This window comes from Acidiferrobacterales bacterium, assembly GCA_028820695.1.
In the GTDB taxonomy this organism is placed as follows: domain Bacteria; phylum Pseudomonadota; class Gammaproteobacteria; order Arenicellales; family JAJDZL01; genus JAJDZL01.
Genome location: JAPPIB010000049.1, coordinates 22,838 through 45,711, shown reverse-complemented (window position 1 = coordinate 45,711; position 22,874 = coordinate 22,838). Strand labels below are relative to the sequence as shown.

Here is a 22,874-nt window from a genome sequence, read left to right as displayed (position 1 = left end):
GAATTCGGTTTGTAACGGTGGGGGATCAAGAACAGTTCAACGGGGAATCACTTTTCCACCGGAAGATTTTCCTTGGCCCAGGCGGTAAAACCACCTTTCAGTGTCCTTACATCCGAAAAATCGTGCTTTTTCAGCATGCTTGCGGCTTTACCGCTTCGATTTCCGATACGGCAAACCACCACGATGGGACGCGATCTGAATTTGGTCAATGTATTGATATCAGATTCGATTCGACTTAGGGGAATGTTCCTTGCTTTGGGAATGCGTCCCGTCTCAAACTCCTTTGTATCCGAAACATCAACGATGATCACCTTTTCTTTTTTCATGATACGGGGAAGATCGTGGGGCAACACAGATGCAACTCCTGCAGTGCGTTTACGAAGCGGTTCGAAAGCAAGCAATGCGACCACTGCGACGAGTGCGACAAACAAGTGCCAATTGATTTTGACAAACTCAATATATTCCATTGATCATCCCATTTCGGAAAGTAGCCCAATGAACCGTGTCCGGTTGATGCGGGGACGATTCAGACAGTAAAACCACCAATCTTGGTGGCACTCCAACCTCTTGAAGTCATCCGCGACCATTTGCGGCTGCCTTGCTGTTCATGCTGAATGCAGTATCGCCGGTTCCATCTTTTGATCAGGACACTGATTATAGCCAAGAGCCTACCTGGTACAATCACAAATCAAGCGACCGGGCACGGACTCCACAATGCATCTCACAAAACAAATGAAGGTCTCAGAAAATCCTGCCAGATCGAAAAACAGCTCCTAGGTCTCGTCAGCCTGACCTCGTCTTTCGATTTCAGCGGCATCAGTCCGCCCTCGCCAAGACGGCGTTCGACGGCGCAGATTCAGGGAGTTGGGCAAGGTGATCGAAGGAGTAAGGTTCAAAAATGGAATCGAGGTGAACTGCAATTCAACCGGCCAGGCAGATGCTTGAAGACGGCCGCCCCCTCACGCACTCCTTTTAGCAATATCTCCTGTGTTTTGGTTATGTTTCACCCAATGGGTGGAACGGGTTTGGTTTCTAAGCCTTTATACCGACAGGGCCAGTCTTGATTTTGACTTCTCTAAAGCGGATTTAGGGACAACAATTAATCTGACAAACAATTCAGCATTTGCTATTCTATATACAGATTGCCACAAGGATGGATGCACTTGCTCACAAATAATCATCCCGCCCGGGAAAGCGTGCCCGATTGTTCTCCGCGTGACACAATTCCACACCAACGTTACAGTGCCATGACAATCCGAAAAAAATTAGTCAAACCACTCACAGCAACTGTTCTTGCACTATCGCTGCTGCCACTGGCTTCAACAGCCCAGAACACAGTCGGACACAGTGGTATCTCGCCTCTGCCTTTGGATTCAATCAGCACTTTCGCCCGTGTATTCGAGACGATCAAGAACAATTATGTCGAGGAAGTTACAGACGAGGAACTGCTGAGAAACGCAATTGAGGGAATGGTCGAAGGGCTTGACCCGCATTCCGCGCTGCTGGACTCACAGGAAATGTCCGATGTGGAAACCGAGACGACCGGTCGCTATGGTGGACTCGGTATAGAGGTGACCAAGGAGAACGGTGGCATCCGGGTCATTTCTCCGATAGACGGAACACCAGCTTTTGATGCAGGCATCTTGCCCGGTGATCTGATCATCCAGCTCGATGATCATCTGACATCGCGAATGAATCTGATAGAAGCTGTGAACTCGATGCGAGGCCAGCCGGGAACCGATATTACCCTGATTGTTCTTCGGCAAGGCGTTGACGTACCTTTGGAATTCACACTGACACGAGCCGTAATACGAATCAAGAGTGTCCATAGTTTCATTCTTGAACCCGGATTCGGCTACCTTCGCATAACCCAATTTCAGACTACTACACCGGAACTGACACGAATACAGATCAAGAAACTGATCACCGATTCAATTTCTCTTGACGGTCTGGTCATGGATTTGCGCAACAATCCAGGGGGCGAATTGCACAGCGCGGTCGGCGTATCGGATGTCTTCATCGACAATGGACTGATCGTCAGCACCAGGAGTCGAAACAACAGGCATGTCAGTGAGTTTCGCTCTACGCCGGGCGATGCCATCGAGGGGGTTCCGCTGGTCGTTTTGGTCAACGAGGGATCGGCTTCGGCTTCTGAGATTGTTGCAGGCGCACTTCAAGACCACAAACGTGCGATCATCATGGGCGAGAATACTTTCGGCAAGGGTTCCGTTCAGACCATCGTCCGCCTCAACGAAGATACGGCACTCAAGCTGACAACCGATCGGTATTACACACCGAACAATCGCTCGATTCAGGCTTCCGGCATAGTTCCCGACATCACTGTTGAATGGCGCGAGGTCGAAGAACCCGACGAGCAAAATGAGTCAATGACATTCCGTGAATCAAATCTGGAAGATTCACTGGAGAACGAAAATGCCGTCTCTCCTGATGAACTTGACAACCAGCTGCCGTCAACTCAGGTCAACCCGGCTGTCAAACGCGACTATCAGTTGCTTCAGGCGCTCAATCTACTCAAGGGACTTCGAATTTCCGGCAGTTTCAGCAGCTGACAATCAGCTGTCACTCGAGTGCCATCTCACGCAGTCAGGCGTGATTCGTCCAGTGATTCGGGACCAACGGGCTTCGTTGTCTTTTTCCTGAGATTCTCTGTCGGTTCGGCACAGCAGTACCAAGGTTCCGACATCTGTGGGACAGATCGCCCCGCCGCACGCATCAGTTCCGGCACCCTTCCCTCAACGAATTGATGCGCGGCCGTCCAGATGCCCGCGAATATATCCATTCGGGTCAGGTTGTCGTCCTGAGCGCCAATCACCCACTCCTGGACTATTGCCTGAAGCTCATCCACACGTGAATCGCGATGCCTCCAATCGTATCCAAGCATCTTCGGGTTGAACGGACCCAGCCACTCATCCCGATCTTCCGAGTCCACCAGACTCGAACCTCGAGGCAGTAACAGACGGATACTCAATTGCACAGGCGCTACGCCATTGATCAACTCAAGCTCAACAATCTGACGCAGCAATTCCAGGTATCCCCCTGAAGTGGTCCAAGGCGTAAAGGGTACGAACGTAGGATGCATGGAGATACCGAGACGCCTCAACAGATGAAGTGCGCTTCGAAAGTCCTCGGCCGTGTGACCCTTGTCCAGTTTTTCCAGTACATCGTTTTCTACAGACTCCACAGCACTGGTGATGAAAAGACAGTTCTGCTCTGAAAATCTGCCAACGAGATCCTCGTATCGAAGCAGATGCTCAATCTTGACTGTCGCATCCCAGGTCATGCCCGGATATTCTTGCTGAAATCGATCAATGATTCTTCGGGCGTGACCCGGCCCGTTAAGAAAATCCGGATCGCCAAATGAAATGTGTTGGGCACCGGCATCGATCTGCTGCCGGATGTCCTCAAGCACCACATCCGTGGAAACAACTCGGAAGGTGCCTGAGTAAACCGGTACCACCGGGCAGTGACGACAAAGATGTCTGCATCCTCGACTGGCCTCGACAAAACCCGTCGTTTTCTCAGTACCGTCCGCACAGGTGAGGTAGGAATACTGGTCCAATTCGGGGAGCAGGGAACGAAGCGGGCGGACAAAAACCAGTTTATCCAGCGACCTGCGGGTCTCGCGCAATTCCGACAGCGAACCGGTGTCCCGCACTGCCCGACACAACGCCAGAATGTCTGACTCCGCTTCCCCGCCAAATACAAACTCACAACCAAGCGAACGAAAAAACTCGTCATTGACCGGGGCATACAAACCATAAACACAGAGCGCCGCGTCCGAGTGGTTCGCCACAACTTGCGGGATCAGTTCGGCTGCCAGCCGCGCACCTGTATGCATGGCAAGGTGAAACGCAACCACTTGAGCCCCGTTGACCGACTCGGCCTGAAAGGGTTCAATGGACAGGTCGATGCAATCGACGTCAAATCCGTCGCGCGCCAGCCAGGCGGCAGGCTGAGCCAACGCAAACGGCTGCCGTCCAATCTCGTACGGACTGATCAGGACGACCTTCATGGCTGAAACAGAAGGATACCGGGCTATAGGAGCCCCAGACTGAGCAGAGCATCCTCGGACATGCGATCCTTGGTCCAGGGCGGATCCCAGACCAATTCGACAGTGGCATCTTCGACACCCTCGACGCATCTGACCGCACATTCCACAGTACCCGGAAACGTCTGCGCAACGGGGCATCCGGGCGTCGTCAGGGTCATCTGAATGCTCACCTTCCTGTCATCGCTGATATCGACGTCATAGATCAGGCCGAGATCGTAAATATTCACTGGAATCTCGGGATCATAAACGCCGCGAAGCGCATCAATGACCTGTTCCGCAAAAACAGCATCGGATACTGGCTCAACTTGGCCAGACTTAGTTGACTCCGAGTCAGTGGAACGGTCGGTGTCTGAGCTTTTCAGAAATTCCGAGATGAAATCCACTTTCTGGGAACGGACTGTCTGATTGTTGTAGTCGCCGGCCATGCTACTCAGTTGTAACCTGTTCATCAGTCCTGTTGATTGCTGCGATTGCTGTGTGCCACGCCAGTGTCGCACATTTGACGCGGGTCGGAAACTCACGAACACCGCTCAGAACCTCCAATTTCCCGATATCCACCGAATCGCCATCGGCACAACCTGTCACCCTGGCATGAAACCTTTCAAAGAGCTGCTCTGCTTCAGTTTTTGACATGCCGAGCATCATCTCGGTCATGATCGAAGCCGAGGCAACCGATATCGCACAGCCGTGGCCAACGAATCGAATTTCCTGGATAACATCATCCGCATCAAGCAGGCATTGCAAGGTGAGTTCATCCCCGCAAAGCGGATTGACACCTTCGGCTGAGCAATTCGCTGACTCCAAGCAACCGAAATTGCGAGGATTCCTGCTGTGATCGATGATCACTTCCTGGTAAAGCGCTTTCAGATCGTCCATCATCCCCTGAACAGTTCCCTCGCCTTATCCAGAGCGTCAAACAGAAGGTCAATATCATCAATTGAATTGTAGACCGCAAAAGATGCCCTGGCGGTTGCCGAGACATTGAAATGCCTCATGACCGGCATGGCACAATGATGTCCCACTCGGATTGCAACGCCATCACGATCCACGATGGTTCCCACGTCGTGCGCATGAATACCATCCATCTCGAATGCGAATACTCCGGATTTATGCGGTGCCTGGCCGAATATCCGGATATCACTGTGTTGCCCGGCACGCTCGTGACAGTATTCAAGCAACTGGTTCTCATGGGACGCGATTGCATCAAACCCGATACTCCACATAAACTTCACGGCCGCACCAAATCCGACACTGTCTGCAATATTCGGTGTTCCAGCTTCAAATTTATGTGGAATGTCGGCATATTCCGAACCGGCAAATGTCACACGCTTGATCATTTCGCCACCACCCTGATAGGGCGGCATCGCCTCAAGCAGTTCCTCGCGTCCATAGAGGATCCCGATTCCTGTGGGTCCGTACATCTTGTGACCCGATAAAGTCAGAAAATCGCATCCCAGTTCCCTGACGTCAATTTCAATATGCGGCGCCGCTTGTGCGGCGTCGACAACCACAACCGCACCGAATTCGTGAGCGCTCTGTGTCATCTGCTTGATTGGATTGACGGTTCCGAGAGAGTTGGCAACGTAGGTGATCGCGACAATCGCGGTATTCTCGTTCAGTAGGGCGAGATACTCCTGCTGAATGATCTGCCCGCTGTCGTCCATCGGAATCATCCGCACCCGGCTTCCAGTCTGTTCAGCGATAATCTGCCATGGCACAATATTCGAGTGATGCTCCATTTCGCTGACCAGGATCTCATCCCCGGGTCTGAGCGTTTGTCGGCCATAGGAGGAAGCAACCAGATTCAACCCCTCGGTTGTCCCTCTGACAAAGATAATCTCCTTCGCATGCTCTGCGTTTACGAACTGGCATGCAAGGCTGCGAGCGGTTTCATAGGCCTCGGTTGCACGGTCGCTCAACGCATGTACCCCGCGATGGACATTGGCATGTTGCGACGCATAGTATCTATTCAGTGCATCAGTGACTGCCAGGGGCTTTTGCGAACTGGCGGCATTGTCCAGATAGACCAGATTTTTTCCGTAGACGATCTCGCTCAGGATCGGAAACTGCTCGCGGATCGCGTGTGGATCAATGGTGCCGTTTGCTGTGCGTTCCCGATCAGCTGTAAGTGTCGATTGCGTCATGCTGCCTCCTGCACTGGATGGTCGGAGCTGAGCTTTTGCTGAACCAGATTGGACACCTCCGTCAGTACCGGGTCAAGTTCGATTTCTCGCACGATTTCTGCCGCAAAGGCATCTGTCAGCATTGTTCTCGCCTGCTGTTGTGTCAGACCGCGCGAGCGCAGATAAAAGACCGCATTCTCATCCAACTGACCGATTGTCGCACCATGTGAGCATTTGACATCATCGGCGTAAATCTCAAGTTGCGGTTTGGTATCGGCTTCAGCATTGCGCGACAACAGAAGATTTCTGTTCTGTTGTTGTGCGTCGGTATGCTGTGCACCGGGCGCAACCTTAATGCGTCCATGGAATACGGAACGGGCATGATCGTCCAGTACGCCCTTATAGAACTCTTCGCTGGTCGCATCCGCGCATTCGTGTGCAATTGTCGTGTAGTTGTCTATATGCTGGTTGCCTTTGCCGATATAAAGCCCTTTCAGTTCGCAGTGAGCGTGTTCCCCGTCCAGCGACTGGGTCACTTCGTGACGATTGAGCCGGGCGCCGAGCGAGATCGAGAAAATCCGATACCTGCTGCTGTCCTTTTGACGGGTTTTCGCCGATCCGATGTGGAATGCAGACTCGCTCTCGTTCTGGATCCGATAGTGGTCAACCTGAGCGTCTCCTTCCAGATTGAACGTAACCGAGGAATTGGTCAGGTGGGTCGTGTCGCCCAGCGACAGATACCGCTCGATCAACTGGAGTCTTGCACCCCGGCCTGCGTGAATGAAACTGTTGACGTTACAGAATCGGGAATCGGCATCATCCTGACTGAGAAACAATAGTTCCAGTGGTTTGTCCAATGAAGCGTCCGAATCGACTCGAACAACCGCTCCATCCGCGGACAACCCCGCACCCAACGCGGCAAAACCATGCTCCGCATTGGCTGACATCGTTTGCAACTCCTGCAATGCGAACTTGAAACAATGAGAATCCGCATCGGTTGAAGAATCCAGAATCTGAGCGAGGCTCAAGACACTGACCGAATCCGGCAGATTCACAAGATCGGACAGCTCAGCACTGAACCAGCCGTTCAGGAAAACAGCCCGATAGGTGTCGGCTTCGGGTAATCGCCATCGATTGATATCCACATCGCCTGGACTGGACTGCGAACATTGAGACAGTTCGAACAGATGTTTTTCCAGCAGGCGGATATTGGTGTATCGCCACTGTTCATCGGTAATTCTCGGCAGCCCTGTCAGTTCGAAGCGGGCAAGCGCGCTCTTGCGCAGCTGGGCGACCGAATCAACTGACGATCCGGGTAATTTGTGAGCAAGACGCCGACCCTGCTCAGCGAAATGGTTGGCGAGCGGGCTGATTTTCATGCGACTTCAGCCGCGGTCTCCTCGACCACCCAGGTGTAACCGAACTGTTCCAGTTCGTGAGCCAGGTTCCTGTCGCCGGAACGCACAATACGACCGCCGACCAGAACATGCACGTGATCCGGAACGATGTACTCGAGAATCCTGGGAAAGTGAGTGATTATGATGCATGACCGACCTGCATCAGCAAGCGAGTTGACTCCTTTCGAAACAATCTTCAGGGCATCGATATCAAGTCCCGAATCGGTTTCGTCCATCACCGCCAACTTTGGCTCGAGCATCATCATCTGAAGTATCTCATTTCGTTTCTTCTCGCCCCCGGAGAACCCCTCGTTCACGGACCGATACAGAAATGATTCATTGATCTCAAGCAACTTCATTTTCTCACGGACAACCTTGAGAAAATCGATCGCGTCCAGCTCCGATTCTCCCCGATGTTTGCGCATCGCGTTGACCGCTGCCTTGATCAGGTAGATGTTGTTGACCCCTGGAATCTCAATTGGATGCTGGAATGCAAGAAAAATCCCCTCGCGGGCACGCTCTTCCGGGTCGAGCTCCAACAGGTTCACGCCGTTGAACGTGACGCTGCCCCGCTCCACATCTTCAACCTTGCCGGTAATCACGTTGGCCAAAGTGCTCTTTCCAGACCCATTGGGGCCCATCACAGCGTGCACCTCGCCGGCGGCGACATCAAGATTGATTCCATCAAGAATATTCTTTTCTTCAATCTGAACGTTCAGATCAACAATTGAGAGCATGATTTCTCTTTCCCTAAGCATACATGGTTAAAGGTGGTTCGGCTGATTTGCAGTCGGCGATCAGCCGACTGCGCCTTCGAGACTGATGCCAAGCAGTTTCTGCGCCTCGACCGCAAACTCCATCGGAAGTTCCTTGAATACCTCCTTGCAGAATCCGTTCACGATCATGGATACCGAGTCCTCTTCCGACAACCCGCGCTGGCGGCAGTAAAACATCTGATCCTCACTGATTCGCGAGGTGGTCGCCTCATGTTCGACCTTTGCTGTCGGATTCTTGACCTCGATATATGGAAATGTATGCGCTCCGCACCGGTCACCCATCAGCAACGAATCGCACTGCGAATAGTTGCGGGCATTCTCAGCGCCTTTCAACATGCGTACCAGCCCGCGATACGAATTTTGCCCGCGGCCTGCAGATACGCCTTTGGAGATGATGGTGCTGGACGTATTCCGTCCGATATGGACCATTTTTGTCCCGGTATCAGCCTGCTGGCAATTGTTCGTCAGAGCCACCGAATAGAACTCACCGACCGAATTGTCAGCCTCAAGCATGACACTGGGGTATTTCCAGGTAATGGCCGATCCCGTCTCCACCTGTGTCCACGAGATTTTTGCATTCTCGCCGCGGCACGCACCGCGCTTGGTCACGAAGTTATAGATGCCGCCGCGACCTTCCTCATCGCCCGGATACCAGTTCTGTACTGTAGAGTATTTGATTTCCGCATCCTTCAGTGCGATCAGTTCCACCACTGCGGCATGCAGCTGATTCTCATCCCGCATCGGAGCTGTACATCCCTCAAGATAACTGACATGACTTCCCTCATCAGCAATAATCAGGGTTCGTTCGAATTGTCCGGTGTTCATCGCGTTGATTCGGAAGTATGTCGACAACTCCATCGGACAGCGGACACCTTTCGGCACATAGACAAAAGATCCATCACTGAATACCGCCGAGTTCAGGGCAGCAAAGTAGTTGTCGCCGGATGGCACGATTGATCCCAGATATTTTTGCACAATGTCCGGATGTTCCTGGACCGCCTCGGAAAACGAACAGAAAATCACACCTGCATCGGCCAGGGTCTTCTTGAAGGTCGTAGCGACTGAGACACTGTCGAATACAGCATCCACCGCGACACCGGCGAGCATTTTCTGTTCAGACAGGGGGATGCCCAGTTTCTCATAGGTTTCGAGAAGTTTCGGATCAACCTCATCCAGACTCTTGGGTCGGTCAGCATCGGTCTTGGGCGCGGAGTAATAACTGATGGACTGATAGTCAATCGGAGTGTAGTTGACATGAGCCCAGACCGGCTCGGTCATTTTCTTCCATCTCGCATACGCCTTCAGACGCCACTCGAGCATGAAATCAGGCTCATTTTTCTTGGCAGACAGCGCCTTGACGACATCTTCGTCGAGGCCTGGTGCAAACGTATCCGACTCAATTTCGGTTACGAAGCCTTCCTTATATTCCCGCTTGACAAAACCGCTGATATCGGCCGCAGTAGATTCGTTCACGATTTGATCCCTGGTATCTGGTTTGTTACATGTTTCAATTGAAGACGACTTGCTGGGTGTGCCGCAGCGACTCGCATCGCGCCGATTGTCGCCTTGAGACTTCGCGAACGCGTTGTGACTGAATGATCTCGCCGAGTTTCAGCTGATCAAGAAAGCCGGAAATCTGGGAACTGAGTTCAGTCCACAACTCGTGCGTCAGACAGATCTCTCCATCCTGGCAATCCTCCCGCCCGTGACAGCGGGTTACATCAACCGATTCGTCAACGGCGCTGATTATCTCATAGATTGAAATCTCATCTGCCGGTTTCGTCAACCGATAACCGCCTCCGGGACCCCGTACGCCACTCACAAGACCCTTGGCTTTCAGTCCCGCGAACAACTGTTCGAGATATGCAATCGAAATTTCCTGGTGTTCAGCAATACTCTTAAGCGATACCCTGTCCTGGTCGGGCTGGTGTAACGCCAGATCCATCATGGCGGTCACCGCGTAGCGGCCTTTGGTGGTCAGTTTCATCGAGACAATCCGATCAGCAAATTAATTACCAACCAATTTACTTGGTTTATTGCTGTTTGTCAAGTTCGGCAAATAATTCCCAAACGAAAAGAGGCGGGTTCGTGTCCGCTGCAAGTCGTCAAGCCCTTGCGGACGCCCATGTGCGTCAAGTGGCACGGCACACACCTGGCATACGGGCTCGGGGTTCAGGTTCTTCCGCGGTGGCTGTGCTATCATTCAATCGCAGTCAGATACCACGCATGAGTTGATCAGCTAATCAGTGAAAGTTGACACTACAAGGGATCCGGTTTGTGGCATGTCGGTCGATCCGGAGAGTTCCAGTCACAGCTTTGAGCATGAAGGCCACGTCTACTGGTTTTGCTGTAACGGCTGTCTGACGAAATTCTCCTCAAATCCGTCCAAGTATCTGGATCGAGACCGTCTCGGCAAGGGGGTCGGAGCCGAGCATGACAACACTGCGCCGGGTACAAAGTTCACATGTCCCATGCACCCCGAAGTCGTTCAGGTCGGCCCCGGCGACTGCCCGAGTTGCGGCATGTCACTCGAGCCTATGGATGTACCCCTGGTCGACGACGGCCCGAATCCCGAGCTTGTAGACTTCACCACAAGACTCCGGGTAGGCTTGTTGTTCGTCGTGCCGGTAATCGTCATTGCCATGGGCCCGCACCTCGGCATACCAGTTCACGACTTCATCTCGGTCCAGACATCAAACTGGCTTCAAATGATCTTATCGACGCCTGTTGTTCTTTTTTGCGGGATGCCTTTTTTCAAGCGCGGCTGGGCTTCGATCGTCAACCGTTCACTGAATATGTTCACCCTGATCTCTTTGGGTACGGCAGTCGCCTACATCGCAAGCGTCTGCTTTGTGCTTTTTCCCACCGTGTTCTCGCCGTTGGTCGGTGCGGAAACATTGCAATTGGGCGTGTATTTCGAGGTCGCTTCGGCGATTATCGTGCTCGTGCTGATCGGTCAGATCCTGGAATTGAAAGGACGCGAGAAAACCGCTGGGGCGATCAGGGCATTGATGCGTCTGATGCCGCCCACGGCCAGCAGGCTGAAGGAGAATGGTGAAACCGAAGAGGTCGAACTTGACACGGTCATGGTTGACGACCTTCTGCAGATTCGCCCGGGTGACAGCATTCCGCTCGATGGTGTCATACACAGCGGATTCTCAGGCATCGACGAGTCATTAATCACCGGCGAGTCGATTCCTGTAGAGAAAGCAGTCGGCGATGCGGTTCGTGCCGGGACGCTCAACGGTACCGGTTCGTTTGTGATGAAGGTGGCACGGTCCCGCAGCGACAGTACGCTGTCACAGATCGTGCAAATGGTTGGCAAGGCCCAAAGAAGTCAGGCACCGATCCAAAGGCTGGCTGATACCGTAGCCGGCTGGTTTGTTCCCATTGTGATCGCGATTGCCTTGATCTCATTTGCGGTTTGGAACCTGATCGGACCGGAGCCAAAATTCACATTCGCCCTGATCGCTTTCGTCTCGGTCATGATTATTGCATGTCCCTGCGCGCTTGGACTGGCGACACCGATGTCGGTCATGGTGGCGGTGGGACAGGCGGTCAGGCATGGTGTTCTTGTCAAGGAGGCCGAAGCGCTGGAAATTCTGCCGAAAATACAGACCCTGGTCGTCGACAAGACCGGGACGCTGACAGAAGGGAGGCCTGTTGTAAACCAGGTCAGGACATTGGATGGACTTGATGTGGATGTGCTGTCTTGCGTCGCGGCGCTGGCCCGGTCAAGCGAGCATCCGTTGTCGGAAGCAATTGTCAGATGTGCTGAGGAAAGAGGCATCAAGCCCCGGGTGGTGGTTGATTTTGAGGCGACACCCGGGATGGGAATCGAGGGCACTGTGGACGATCATCGGATCCTGATCGGAAACCTGCGTTTTCTTCAGGACCGCGGCATCAAAAACGAGGACCCGGGGATTCATAAAGAAGCCTCGGCCAGTGCAAATACGGTAGTCCATCTTGCCGTCAACAACACCTGCGCGGGCGTGCTCGAAGTTTCCGATCCTGTGAAACCTACCAGCGCGGCCGCGGTGCAGGCACTTCAATCCAGCGGCATCGAAGTCATCATGGCAACCGGCGACAGTCAGGCGACTGCGAAGGCGGTAGCCGCACAGTGTGGAATCGATACCGTACACGCTGAACTTCTGCCGGAAAATAAACTCGGGCTGGTCAAGAAGCTGCAACGCGATGGCGCCAAGATTGCGATGGCTGGTGATGGAATCAACGATGCCCCTGCACTGGCACAGGCGGATGTCGGTATCGCAATGGGTGGCGGTGCAGATGTGTCACTGGAATGTGCCGGCATCACCATCCCCAACGGCGACCTGCAGTGCATCGTCCGGGCGCATTCGCTGGCGCGCAAGACAATGGCCAATATCAGACAAAACCTTTTCTTTGCCTTTGCCTATAACGTTGTCAGCGTTCCCGTTGCCGCCGGGGTATTCTTTCCGTTTTTCGGATGGCTGCTCTCGCCGGTCATTGCCGCCGCGGCAATGAGCCTGTCGTCAGTTTCGGTGATCGCCAACGCACTCAGGCTGCGCAACCGCAATCCATAGAATCACTTGCGCCTGTTCGGCCATGCGGTACGCAAACAGATTGCAGCCGCGCCGCCCAGGATCAGCGTCAGGAATCCGAATCCATCGTTGCTCCAATCAACCACTGCCGCAATCAGCAAGGCGCTGCCGAGTAAGGTAAAGAAAAGTTCGCTGCTGATTCCACTCGGTCCCTGAACCGAACCCATTGCCCGCCCCCGCATCTGGTTTTCATTGATATACGAAAGCACCATGTGGGCAAGGCGCGGAATCTCAGGCGCGATCGACAGCAAATAGGGTGTCTCGGTTCTGATCTTCTCGCTCAGATTCGAGATACTCGTCTGTTTGCGGGCCCAGTCTTCGAGGATCGGCCGCGCGGTCGCACCAATGTCCAGCTCCGGGCACAATGTCTTCACCAATCCCTCAAGATTGAGATACGTCTTCTGAAACAGCAGCAGTTGAGGCTGGACAACGATTCCGAACTCCCGGAATACCCGGAACAGCCGACCCATCAGCCGACCCGACGAAATCTCACCAACCGGTTGGTTCACATATTGCTCGCAAACTGACCGGATACAGATCTCAAAATCCTGTGCTGAAATATCCGATGGTGCCCAGCCGGAGCGGATATGCAGGTCCACCACCCGCTGATAATCCTGTCGAAGAATAGCCAGTATGTTCTCAACCAGGTACTTGCAGTCAATTTCCGACAGGATTCCCATGATTCCAAAATCCACCATGCGTAACTGGCCGAGCTCGGACACGAACATATTGCCCGGGTGAAGATCACCATGAAAGAATCGATCATGAAATGCCTGGACGAAAAATGTCCTGACCAGATTCTCCGAAAACAGCTGCAGATCGATCCCGGCACTGTGCAATTCCTCAACATCCCGAACCGACAATCCACCAACCCGCTCCAGCACCATCACATCCGAGCGCGTGTATTTCCAATGCACCTGGGGAACATAGATGAAGTCATCGTCCTCAAAGCGATTGCGAAAGCGATTGGCGTTGGACGCCTCGACGGTGAGATCAAGACTGTTCAACATGACGTTTTCGAAATATCCCACCAAGTCCCGAGGACGGTAGTTGTCCGCGTTCGGTCGAAACAGATTGAACAGCCGGGCCAGGGAGTACATGACCTGAATATCAAGGTTGACCTGATCGCGAATGCCCGGGCGAAGTACTTTCACCACAACATCCTCACCACTTCGAAGAACTGCATTGTGAGCCTGCGCGACCGAAGCCGAAGCGATCGGAATCTCATCAAACGAACTGAATACCGCATCAATCGGAGAATTCAGGGTCTGCTCAACAATATTCCGCGCCAGTACGCCACTGAATGGCGAGACCTGGTCCTGCAGAACGTTCAGGTCTCCGATCACGTCTTCGGGGAAAAGATCGGGACGGGTGGACATGATCTGGCCGAACTTGACAAATATCGGCCCCAGTTCCTGTAAGGCCTCGCGCAGTCTGGCACCATAGGGTTGCTGATCATCAAAAGCCGGCTTGCCACCGACGATATTCAAGACACCCGCAAGCAATGGAATTCCCTGATGACGGGTGAGCGGTTCGTCCAGACCATACTTTCGAATGATCTGGATGATCTCCCGCAGTCGTTTAAGATGTGTGACTGTGATCATTTTCCGGTACGTCTGTTGAGGCGGTCGGTACGTTTCTCCAGCCGATCGAGATCCGCCTGCAGGCCGTCCACATCACTCATGAACTTCTCCACCCTGGACCGCGTTGGCAATAGCTGTTTGCGATCAATCAATGTCTCTCGAATCGAAGTTGCCAGTGTGGAGTCTTCCCCCCTGAGATTCCGACTGCCCCAGCGCAGCAGATTACCGATCTGTCGCGCCGGAATGTCGCCGGTTTTTTGCGCCAGTATCTCTTCGAAGTCAAATTCCGCCCGGTCGAATACCTGATACAGACGCTGCGCCAGTCCCAAATCACCTGTGACTTTCACATTCTGAAGTCTCGCGGGGTTGCGATTCTCGGAAAACACCGCCTTGATGATAGCGAACAAGGTTCCTTGGACGACCAGATCTGCCTCCTCATCCGGCACATCGCATTCGAACACTTCGGCATCTGAAAACTTGAGGCCGATCTGCTGATTCAGGTCGGTGAACCTCAAGTTTATTATCCGATTGTCCAGCTCTTGCAGCAGACTTCGAACGCCTTCATCGGATTGGGCGGCTTCGCCGATCGCGACCAGCAAGCGATCCGAAAATGAGGTGACAATATAGTTTGTGTATGGATTCGACACTCGTATCAACTCAAACTTTCCAACCGATATGAAGTGCGACAATTCCACCGGTAAGGTTATGATATTCAACGCGCTCGAACCCGGCCGAAACAATCATCGACGCAAGCGTATCCTGATCCGGATGTCGACGAATCGACTCAACCAGATACTGGTAACTTGCACGATCCCCTGCCACTGCCTCGCCGAGCCTCGGAATCACACTGAAAGAATACCGATCGTATAACCTTTCAAGCAATGGAATGACGGGCTTTGAGAATTCCAAAATCAGCATTCTTCCACCGATGCGAGTGACCCTGTACATGGACCGCAGCGCGGCGTCGATGCGTGTGACATTTCGCAGCCCGAACGAGATGATCACGCAGTCGAAGCAGTCGTCTGCAAAGGCGAGATTCTCAGCGTCGGTCTGCACACACTGAAGCCGTCCGACAAATCCATGATCCAACATTCGATCCTGTCCCAGCTTCAGCATCGAGCCGTTGATGTCCGTCAGTACGATACGGCCTTCGGCTCCCAGTTTCCTTGCTACCGCGAGACTGATGTCTCCAGTACCGCCAGCCACATCAAGTACAGAACTGTTTGGTCGGATACCACCGTAGGCAATCGCCAGACGCTTCCACAGCCTGTGAGCGCCAAACGACATCAGGTCGTTCATCAGATCGTAGCGACTTGAAACCGAGCTGAAGACCTGGTGCACGAGCGAGTCCTTTTCAGACTCAATCACCCGGCGAAATCCGAACTCGGTTTTTGCGGTGCGGCCGCCGTCCGATTTACGTCGATTCTCTTCGTTGATATCCGGCATCCTGCAACCTATCCAGATATGACTGCCAGTATCTGTCCTTGTTCGCACCTAGTTCGTATAAGAGTTCCCATGAATAGATCCCGGTATCGTGACCGTCATCGAACTTCAGCACAACCGCGTAGTTCCCCACAGGTTCGATTGCCCAGATATTGACCTGCTCCTTGCCGTATTGAAGAACCTGCTGTCCGGGACCATGCCCTTGGACTTCAGCTGACGGCGAATAGACTCGCAGGTATTCGCAACCCAACTCGTAAGTGCTGCCGTCCCTGAAACTGACTTCCAAAATCCGAGACTGCTTGCGAAGCTTGATCTCGGTGGGTGTGAAGTAGTCGTCCACGATCGTCGGCATAAAGGTCCGTCTTCTCAGGCAATCCACTCAGCCACACGTTCGGAGAAGTAGCTGAGCACGCCGTCTGCCCCGGCCCGCTTGAACGACAACAGTGATTCGGTAATGACTTTTCGCTCATCCAGCCAGCCGTTTTGTATCGCCCCCATCAGCATGGCGTATTCGCCGCTGACCTGATAGGCGAAGGTCGGCACGCCAAACTCAGACTTGACCCGGCTCAGGACATCCAGATAGGGCATTCCCGGTTTTACAATCACCATGTCCGCCCCTTCGGCCAAGTCCAGAGCGACTTCTCTCATTGCTTCGTCAGTATTGGCGGGGTCCATCTGATAAGTGCGCTTGTCCCGACCACCGAGCTCAGACGCCGATCCGACTGCATCTCGAAAGGGTCCGTAGAATGACGACGCGTATTTCACAGCATATGAGAGAATCAATACATTGTGGAACCCCTCGTCTTCCAATACCTGTCGGATGGTACCGACGCGCCCGTCCATCATCTCCGACGGCGCAATGATCTGCACACCTGCACGCGCCTGTGACAAAGCCTGTTTGACGATCACGTCGATTGTTGTGTCATTGTCCACGTAACCATTCTCATCGGAAATTCCATCGTGACCGTCGATGGTAAACGGATCGAGGGCCACATCGGCCATCACCCCGATTTCGGGAACAGACTCGCGCACTGCAGATATTGCTCTTTGCGCCAGACCATCCGGATTGTAGGCTTCCTCAGCCCACTTGCTCTTTCGCGTGGTCGCAACTACAGGAAAAATCGCAATGGCCGGCACACCCAGATCGCTCAGTCTCCGACATTTTTCTATCAGAAGATCAATGCTCAGACGATCGATACCAGGCATCGATGGTATCGGTTCCCGATAATTTTCTCCCTCGCACACGAATATCGGCTGAATCAGATCGGCCGCTGACAAACTGGATTCGCTGACCAGGCGTCGTATGAAGTCGCAACTTCGCAGGCGCCGCATTCGAGTTGCGGGGTAACCTATTTCGGACATTTTCCTGATGGATTTGGTGCTGAACAATCCAAAGTCGCTTCAGACACTTCCTGTCTGCTGGTTCCCGAGCACCTGCTCAACCTGCTGTGCTATACCAGCCAGCTCGCCGGACGCATCGACTGTTCGAAGCAAACCCGACTGTTCATAGTAGGCAAGCAATGGCTTTGTGTTCTCATCGTATACCGAGAGACGATTAACGATTGATTTCTCGTTATCGTCATCGCGTTGCATCAGTTCGCCGGCACGTTCACAGTCACACAATCCTGCAACCTTGGGTGGATTGAAATAAACATTATAGATTTCCCCGCACTTGATGCAGGTTCTGCGCCCGGACAGTCTTTTGACCAGCGCACTGTGCTCAACATGCAGATGGACCACCATCGTCAAGGGCGAATTCCTTTGCTCCAACATCGCGGCCAGCCCCTCTGCCTGATTTATGCTGCGCGGGAACCCATCCAGCAGGAAATTAGACCAAAGATCACCTGCATCCAAATGCTGTGCAATCAGTTCAGTTACAAGTTCATCCGGTACAAGATTCCCTTTCTGCATTAACTCGGACGCCTTCAGTCCGAGTTCGGTGCCCGCTTTGACTGCCGCTCGAAGCAAATCACCGGTCGAGATATGCGCTACGCCATATCGTTCGACCACAAACTTAGCCTGACTGCCTTTCCCTGAGCCAGGAGGTCCCAGAAACACCAATCTCATGATCCATACCCTCTCAATTCGCAATAACCCGATGTGTCGTGATCCATTGTAGGATCGAAATCATAATAACATACATCAAAAATCATCGCCCGCCACCGCTATTGCCTTGAAAAATACTTTTCATGATACGGGGTGATTGACGCTAATCATGATCGTTTAGTGTGCTCGATTATGTACGATGACAATCGTCAGGTTCAACCAAGTTAGCCGGGGGAGAATGTCATTGGCGTTCTCCGCCCACTGCGTGGCGATGAGGATACCCTGGCCATAGATCAGCTTTGACAGTTCCCAGACCGTCTGTTTGTCTAGATCCGCGGTGCCTGCCGCTTCAATCGCTTCGAAATCTACCCGGCCGGTAAAATCCTGTGCGGCTCGTGACTTATGGCAGCATATACCATCAGATAAGACCGACAAAACAATATGCCAACTGCTATATCTCAAAAATGCCAAGACTTTGACGTATACCCTCGGTCTCGTACAACTTTTCGTTCACCATTTGGTATGTTGTAGAATGGCATGTTATCGAATCAAACGTATAACATAGCCATAACTGTACTGCTATTCAACAACAGGTACTCTCTCAATTGCTCAAGCTAAATTTTCAGCCATCTGACAAAGTAATTCGAGAAATTATCCGAAAACTGTTCCGAGCTGGTGAGAATAGAGTTGACATTATCAATCTGCTTGATGCCGAATTTCTCCGATATGCAATAGAGTTTTTCAATAAAGTTGCCGAAGTCAAGTTGATGGGTAAAGGTAATCCAGAGAGCGAAGATTCTGTTTATCCGAGACTTTCTCAGATTTTTGTTGCTGACAAGTTGTCTCAGCAAAATAAGAATCAGTTGAATTGCGCGAATATATTCTGGATCGAATTGAGTGCTCCGAATGGGTACCGTAAATTCGGCGAAATCTTGGCTTATCTGAGCATTCCCTGCGTCAAGCCACCTGCCGATATCGAAAATCTACTGAAGAAAGCCCGGGGAGAAGTTTTCGATTGATCGTACCCGAATTATTCACTTCTTTATAAAATTTACAACATGAAACTCATTGTGCCAGTTCGTAAAATACCAGTGCAATTTGATAATGATTTCAATCCACACTACCTGACCAACTGATGTCAATTTCTGGAAATCTCTTGTATGCTCAATCCGGTGGAGTGACTTCCGTCATTAACGTTTCCGCGGCCGCTGTCATAGAGACCTCCCGTGCGCATCCAGATGCAATCGGTCGGGTTTTCGCCGCAAAAGACGGAATTCTCGGCGTGCTGAACGAAACTCTGATCGACGTCACTGAAGAGCCGGAGGGAAACCTGCGCGCTCTCAAGCACACGCCCTCGGGTGCATTCGGTTCATGTCGCTACAAGCTTCAGGATCCGGAAAGACAGCATCGGGAATTTGACCGGGTTGTCGATGTGTTCGAGCAATACAACATCCGCCATTTTCTCTATAACGGCGGCAATGATTCGGCAGATACCTGTCTGAAGCTTGCCCGCCAGCTGGAAAAACGCCTCGGGGATGTCACGGTCAATCACATACCCAAAACTGTTGATAACGATCTGGCAGTTACCGATTGCTGTCCCGGATTCGGATCAGTCGCCAAATACATTGCCATTTCTACCCGAGAGGCCAGCTTCGATGTCGCCGCCATGGCCAGCACCTCGACCAAAGTCTTCATCATCGAAGTCATGGGACGGCATGCGGGGTGGATCGCCGCAGCCGGCGGACTTGCCTCCGATTCTGAAACCAATATACCAATCGTGATTCTTTTTCCGGAAGTGCCGTTCGATCGCGCCAGTTTCACTCACAAGGTCAAGCACTGCGTACAGACTCATGGATACGTCTCGATCGTAGTATCCGAAGGCGCTCGTTACGAGGATGGCAGATTTTTGGCTGAACAGGGCACCCGCGATGCGTTCGGTCATGCACAGTTGGGTGGTGCCGCACAGGTTGTTGCACAGATTGTCAGGGATGACCTTGGATTCAAGTACCACTACGCTGTCGCAGACTACCTGCAAAGATCGGCGCGCCACATCGCGTCAAAGACTGATTTCGATCAGGCTTATGCGGTGGGCAAGGCTGCAGTCGAATATGCCGCCAGCGGAAAATCAGGCCTGATGCCGGCAATTCGCCGGCTGTCGGATGCACCTTATCGCTGGGACATTGTTGAAGCGGATCTGGCCGATATAGCGAATACGGAGAAGATGTTGCCGCGCGATTTCATTTCAGACGACGGATTCGGAATCACTCAGAGTGCCCGGGACTATCTGTCCCCTCTGATTGCCGGAGAAAGCTATCCGCCATACTCCAATGGGTTGCCGGAATATGTCAGATTGCGCAATATTCCAATCGCGCCGAAACTGCCCGCTGACTGGAGCACGCACAAGAATTGAAGGTTGCTGCGGCGATCGAAAAACCTTGAAATCCGCTTCGGGCAGCACAACAAGTCAGGCTGATCCTGTTGCCGGATAAGTCGATGAATCGCCTGTCCCGTCAAGGTGCGAATTCACCCCGACAGTCAGAACGAATCGATTTTTCCAGCAGCCTCGGCGCCTGACGCCAACTTCAGTGTTTTCTCATCGAAGTGAGTTTGCGCCGGTTACAGCAATGGCGCAATGACCAGGCTTACAATCGCCATGACGTTGATCAGGATATTCATCGATGGGCCTGAAGTGTCCTTGAACGGGTCGCCGACTGTATCTCCGACCACAACAGCTTTGTGAACATCAGAACCCTTGCCGCCAAGATTGCCGCTCTCGACATACTTCTTGGCATTGTCCCATGCACCACCGGCATTGGCCATTGTCAATGCCAGCAGAACGCAACCAATCAGCGCGCCGCCCAGCATGCCACCAAGCGCTTCCGGCCCAAGTGGTGAGAATCCGACTGCAACGGGAGCGGCGACAGCGAGTACGCCGGGTGGCACCATTCTGCGCAATGCGGCCTTGGTCGCAATATCCACACAACGCTCGGTGTCAGGCTCCGCCTTACCCTCAAGCAGTCCGGGGATTTCCTTGAACTGGCGGCGGATTTCCTTGATCATGTCAAATGCCGCGTCCCCGACTGCCGTCATCGTCATACTGCTGACAAGAAACGGGAAGATGCCGCCCAGGAACATCCCTGCAAGAACCACCGGATCGTTGATCTGCAATGAGAATTCAGGATCATTGAGTGACACTGTTTCGATATACGCGGTGATGATCGCAAGCGCTGCCAACGCGGCCGCCCCGATCGCAAAACCCTTTCCGATCGCGGCTGTAGTATTGCCCAGCGCATCGAGAGAGTCGGTGATTTCACGCGTCTCTTCGCCGAGGCCGGCCATTTCCGCAATACCACCGGCATTGTCTGCCACCGGCCCGTATGCATCGATTGCCATGGTCATACCGACAGTCGCAAGCATACCGACTGCCGCAACACCAACTCCGTACAGTCCGGCAAGGTAGCTCGCTACGACAATGATGGTGCAGAGCATGAGCAACGGCACCACTACGGACTGCATGCCAACTGACAGACCTGTGATCATCACAGTTGCGGGACCGGTTTCACCACCCTTGGCAATCTTTCGTATTGGATTGCCGCTGGTGTAGTAGTCAGTGACCATACCGATCACGATTCCTCCGACCGCGCCGACCAGCACGGCACCCCATACAGCCATTTCGACACCAACCCAGTTCACAACGACCGCGGCAACACCGATAAAGATGACTGAAGCGCCGATCGTTCCGATTCGTAACGCAACCTCCGCCGATCTGGAAGTGAATATCCGTACAAGGATGATTCCTGCCAGTGAGCACAGGATTCCTGCCGACGACAGGGCGAGCGGCAGGAACATGAGACTATCCTGTGCGCCAAGATCTGACTGACTCAGTGTTGCGGCGATGGCGATGCTGGCGATCATTGAGCCGCAATACGACTCGAAAATGTCCGAGCCCATACCCGCAACGTCACCGACGTTGTCACCGACGTTATCTGCAATCACACCTGGATTGCGGGGATCGTCCTCTGGAATCCCAGCTTCAACTTTTCCAACCAGATCGGCACCGACGTCAGCGCTCTTGGTAAAGATACCCCCACCGACACGGGAAAACAGTGCGACTGAAGAGGCACCCATCCCGAAGCCATGGATCGCATGGGCGGAATGAGGATCGGAACCGAAAAACAGATAGAGCAATCCCAGTCCGAAAAGTCCCATTGCCGCAACGGTCAAGCCCATGATCGAGCCACCGAAAAACGCTACGGTCAGAGCTTCGGATGCGCCTTGCGTGTGGGCGGCAGTGGTTGTACGGACGTTTGACTTTGTCGCGGTATACATTCCGATGTATCCGGCACTGCCGGAACAGAATGCTCCCAGCAAGAACGCGTACATTGTGTTCAGGCCAAGATCCGAAATCGCGATAAAAACAGCAACGACCGCAACAAATATAATCAGAATTGTGTATTCGCGACGCATGAAAACCATTGCGCCTTTATGGATTGCGGCCGATATTTCAACAACCTTGCCCTCGCCTTCCGGAAAGCGCTTGACAAAACCGAATACGATCCACGCAGATACCAACCCGAGGATTCCGAGGCTTACCGGGATCAAACCCCCTGTATCCATGTATATCTCCCTGAATTTACTTCATAGAAAAATTACCGCTGATTCAAAGACTCTTTGATTTTGAGTTAATGGCAAGAGTCGCACTCTCGACAGCGGCGACAAAAACGAATTCATCGACTAGAATTCCGCAACAACCACCCGACACCTTGAGTCAGTTGAGAGTTGGTGATCTGTTGCGTAGATAATCGAACAAAAGGGCTAATTGTAACTTAAATCAGTGTCGACGAGAATACTGAA

General features: G+C 52.8%; 20 protein-coding genes. 3 read left to right on the top strand and 17 right to left on the bottom strand.

Annotated features, from left to right (window positions below):
• Positions 1-47: 47 nt before the first annotated feature.
• Positions 48-467 (bottom strand): rhodanese-like domain-containing protein, encoded by a 420-nt coding sequence (locus OXI60_07925; protein ID MDE0309739.1) that lies wholly within the window; start codon positions 465-467, stop codon positions 48-50.
• Positions 468-1,163: 696 nt separating this feature from the next.
• Between OXI60_07925 and OXI60_07920 the strand changes: the two genes are divergently transcribed.
• Positions 1,164-2,570, top strand: coding sequence for a S41 family peptidase (locus OXI60_07920; protein ID MDE0309738.1), 1,407 nt, complete (start codon positions 1,164-1,166; stop codon positions 2,568-2,570).
• A 26-nt stretch (positions 2,571-2,596) separates the two neighbouring features.
• Here the strand turns inward: OXI60_07920 and OXI60_07915 are convergent, their stop codons facing one another.
• From OXI60_07915 to OXI60_07880, 8 genes are read right to left on the bottom strand one after another with little or no spacing between them, the layout of a single operon-like run.
• Complete coding sequence (locus tag OXI60_07915; protein ID MDE0309737.1) at positions 2,597-4,033, bottom strand: CUAEP/CCAEP-tail radical SAM protein; 1,437 nt, start codon at positions 4,031-4,033, stop codon at positions 2,597-2,599.
• Between the two features lie 23 nt (positions 4,034-4,056).
• Positions 4,057-4,521: an SUF system Fe-S cluster assembly protein gene (locus tag OXI60_07910; GenBank protein MDE0309736.1), complete on the bottom strand. Its 465-nt coding sequence runs from the start codon at positions 4,519-4,521 to the stop codon at positions 4,057-4,059.
• A complete protein-coding gene (locus tag OXI60_07905) occupies positions 4,499-4,948 on the bottom strand; it encodes an SUF system NifU family Fe-S cluster assembly protein (protein MDE0309735.1) in 450 nt (149 codons plus the stop codon). The genes OXI60_07910 and OXI60_07905 overlap by 23 nt, the downstream gene beginning before the upstream one ends.
• A complete protein-coding gene (locus OXI60_07900) occupies positions 4,948-6,216 on the bottom strand; it encodes a SufS family cysteine desulfurase (protein MDE0309734.1) in 1,269 nt (422 codons plus the stop codon). The genes OXI60_07905 and OXI60_07900 overlap by 1 nt, the downstream gene beginning before the upstream one ends.
• A complete protein-coding gene (gene sufD / locus OXI60_07895) occupies positions 6,213-7,574 on the bottom strand; it encodes a Fe-S cluster assembly protein SufD (GenBank protein MDE0309733.1) in 1,362 nt (453 codons plus the stop codon). The genes OXI60_07900 and sufD overlap by 4 nt, the downstream gene beginning before the upstream one ends.
• On the bottom strand, positions 7,571-8,329 hold the full coding sequence (sufC, locus tag OXI60_07890; GenBank protein MDE0309732.1) for a Fe-S cluster assembly ATPase SufC: 759 nt from the start codon (positions 8,327-8,329) through the stop codon (positions 7,571-7,573). Before sufC ends, sufD begins: the two co-directional genes overlap by 4 nt.
• A gap of 60 nt (positions 8,330-8,389) precedes the next feature.
• The gene (gene sufB / locus OXI60_07885) at positions 8,390-9,841 is read right to left on the bottom strand and encodes a Fe-S cluster assembly protein SufB (GenBank protein ID MDE0309731.1); all 1,452 of its coding nucleotides are present in this window, start codon (positions 9,839-9,841) and stop codon (positions 8,390-8,392) included.
• A gap of 34 nt (positions 9,842-9,875) precedes the next feature.
• Entirely contained in the window at positions 9,876-10,355 is a 480-nt protein-coding gene (locus tag OXI60_07880) for an Rrf2 family transcriptional regulator (GenBank protein MDE0309730.1), read from the bottom strand.
• A gap of 259 nt (positions 10,356-10,614) precedes the next feature.
• Here OXI60_07880 and OXI60_07875 point away from each other — a divergent pair, with 259 nt between their 5' ends.
• Complete coding sequence (locus OXI60_07875; GenBank protein ID MDE0309729.1) at positions 10,615-12,930, top strand: heavy metal translocating P-type ATPase; 2,316 nt, start codon at positions 10,615-10,617, stop codon at positions 12,928-12,930.
• Positions 12,931-12,932: 2 nt separating this feature from the next.
• Here the strand turns inward: OXI60_07875 and ubiB are convergent, their stop codons facing one another.
• The 7 genes from ubiB to OXI60_07840 all read right to left on the bottom strand — a co-directional run bounded on the left by ubiB (position 12,933) and on the right by OXI60_07840 (position 18,455).
• On the bottom strand, positions 12,933-14,552 hold the full coding sequence (ubiB, locus tag OXI60_07870; GenBank protein MDE0309728.1) for a 2-polyprenylphenol 6-hydroxylase: 1,620 nt from the start codon (positions 14,550-14,552) through the stop codon (positions 12,933-12,935).
• Positions 14,549-15,178 (bottom strand): SCP2 sterol-binding domain-containing protein, encoded by a 630-nt coding sequence (locus OXI60_07865; GenBank protein ID MDE0309727.1) that lies wholly within the window; start codon positions 15,176-15,178, stop codon positions 14,549-14,551. The genes ubiB and OXI60_07865 overlap by 4 nt, the downstream gene beginning before the upstream one ends.
• A gap of 10 nt (positions 15,179-15,188) precedes the next feature.
• On the bottom strand, positions 15,189-15,977 hold the full coding sequence (locus tag OXI60_07860; GenBank protein MDE0309726.1) for a class I SAM-dependent methyltransferase: 789 nt from the start codon (positions 15,975-15,977) through the stop codon (positions 15,189-15,191).
• Complete coding sequence (locus tag OXI60_07855; GenBank protein MDE0309725.1) at positions 15,946-16,326, bottom strand: DUF971 domain-containing protein; 381 nt, start codon at positions 16,324-16,326, stop codon at positions 15,946-15,948. The genes OXI60_07860 and OXI60_07855 overlap by 32 nt, the downstream gene beginning before the upstream one ends.
• Before the next feature lie 14 nt (positions 16,327-16,340).
• Positions 16,341-17,336, bottom strand: a complete 996-nt coding sequence (gene hemB / locus OXI60_07850) for a porphobilinogen synthase (GenBank protein ID MDE0309724.1) — start codon at positions 17,334-17,336, stop codon at positions 16,341-16,343.
• 39 nt (positions 17,337-17,375) lie between these two features.
• A complete protein-coding gene (locus OXI60_07845) occupies positions 17,376-18,041 on the bottom strand; it encodes an adenylate kinase (GenBank protein MDE0309723.1) in 666 nt (221 codons plus the stop codon).
• A 156-nt stretch (positions 18,042-18,197) separates the two neighbouring features.
• Positions 18,198-18,455 carry a hypothetical protein gene (locus tag OXI60_07840; protein ID MDE0309722.1) on the bottom strand — a complete coding sequence of 86 codons (258 nt, stop codon included), beginning with the start codon at positions 18,453-18,455 and terminating at the stop codon, positions 18,198-18,200.
• Positions 18,456-19,155: 700 nt separating this feature from the next.
• Between OXI60_07840 and OXI60_07835 the strand changes: the two genes are divergently transcribed.
• Positions 19,156-20,430: a 6-phosphofructokinase gene (locus tag OXI60_07835; GenBank protein MDE0309721.1), complete on the top strand. Its 1,275-nt coding sequence runs from the start codon at positions 19,156-19,158 to the stop codon at positions 20,428-20,430.
• Between the two features lie 206 nt (positions 20,431-20,636).
• Here the strand turns inward: OXI60_07835 and OXI60_07830 are convergent, their stop codons facing one another.
• The gene (locus tag OXI60_07830; GenBank protein MDE0309720.1) at positions 20,637-22,637 is read right to left on the bottom strand and encodes a sodium-translocating pyrophosphatase; all 2,001 of its coding nucleotides are present in this window, start codon (positions 22,635-22,637) and stop codon (positions 20,637-20,639) included.
• Positions 22,638-22,874: the final 237 nt, after the last annotated feature.

What these genes read in the sequence shown, in the direction of transcription:
- OXI60_07925 (MDE0309739.1), bottom strand. Translation starts at nt 467, where the DNA reads ATGGAATATATTGAGTTTGTCAAAATCAATTGGCACTTGTTTGTCGCA.
- OXI60_07915 (MDE0309737.1), bottom strand. Translation starts at nt 4,033, where the DNA reads ATGAAGGTCGTCCTGATCAGTCCGTACGAGATTGGACGGCAGCCGTTT.
- OXI60_07910 (MDE0309736.1), bottom strand. Translation starts at nt 4,521, where the DNA reads ATGAACAGGTTACAACTGAGTAGCATGGCCGGCGACTACAACAATCAG.
- OXI60_07905 (MDE0309735.1), bottom strand. Translation starts at nt 4,948, where the DNA reads ATGGACGATCTGAAAGCGCTTTACCAGGAAGTGATCATCGATCACAGC.
- OXI60_07900 (MDE0309734.1), bottom strand. Translation starts at nt 6,216, where the DNA reads ATGACGCAATCGACACTTACAGCTGATCGGGAACGCACAGCAAACGGC.
- sufD (MDE0309733.1), bottom strand. Translation starts at nt 7,574, where the DNA reads ATGAAAATCAGCCCGCTCGCCAACCATTTCGCTGAGCAGGGTCGGCGT.
- sufC (MDE0309732.1), bottom strand. Translation starts at nt 8,329, where the DNA reads ATGCTCTCAATTGTTGATCTGAACGTTCAGATTGAAGAAAAGAATATT.
- OXI60_07880 (MDE0309730.1), bottom strand. Translation starts at nt 10,355, where the DNA reads ATGAAACTGACCACCAAAGGCCGCTACGCGGTGACCGCCATGATGGAT.
- ubiB (MDE0309728.1), bottom strand. Translation starts at nt 14,552, where the DNA reads ATGATCACAGTCACACATCTTAAACGACTGCGGGAGATCATCCAGATC.
- OXI60_07860 (MDE0309726.1), bottom strand. Translation starts at nt 15,977, where the DNA reads ATGCCGGATATCAACGAAGAGAATCGACGTAAATCGGACGGCGGCCGC.
- OXI60_07855 (MDE0309725.1), bottom strand. Translation starts at nt 16,326, where the DNA reads ATGCCGACGATCGTGGACGACTACTTCACACCCACCGAGATCAAGCTT.
- hemB (MDE0309724.1), bottom strand. Translation starts at nt 17,336, where the DNA reads ATGTCCGAAATAGGTTACCCCGCAACTCGAATGCGGCGCCTGCGAAGT.
- OXI60_07845 (MDE0309723.1), bottom strand. Translation starts at nt 18,041, where the DNA reads ATGAGATTGGTGTTTCTGGGACCTCCTGGCTCAGGGAAAGGCAGTCAG.
- OXI60_07835 (MDE0309721.1), top strand. Translation starts at nt 19,156, where the DNA reads ATGTCAATTTCTGGAAATCTCTTGTATGCTCAATCCGGTGGAGTGACT.
- OXI60_07830 (MDE0309720.1), bottom strand. Translation starts at nt 22,637, where the DNA reads ATGGATACAGGGGGTTTGATCCCGGTAAGCCTCGGAATCCTCGGGTTG.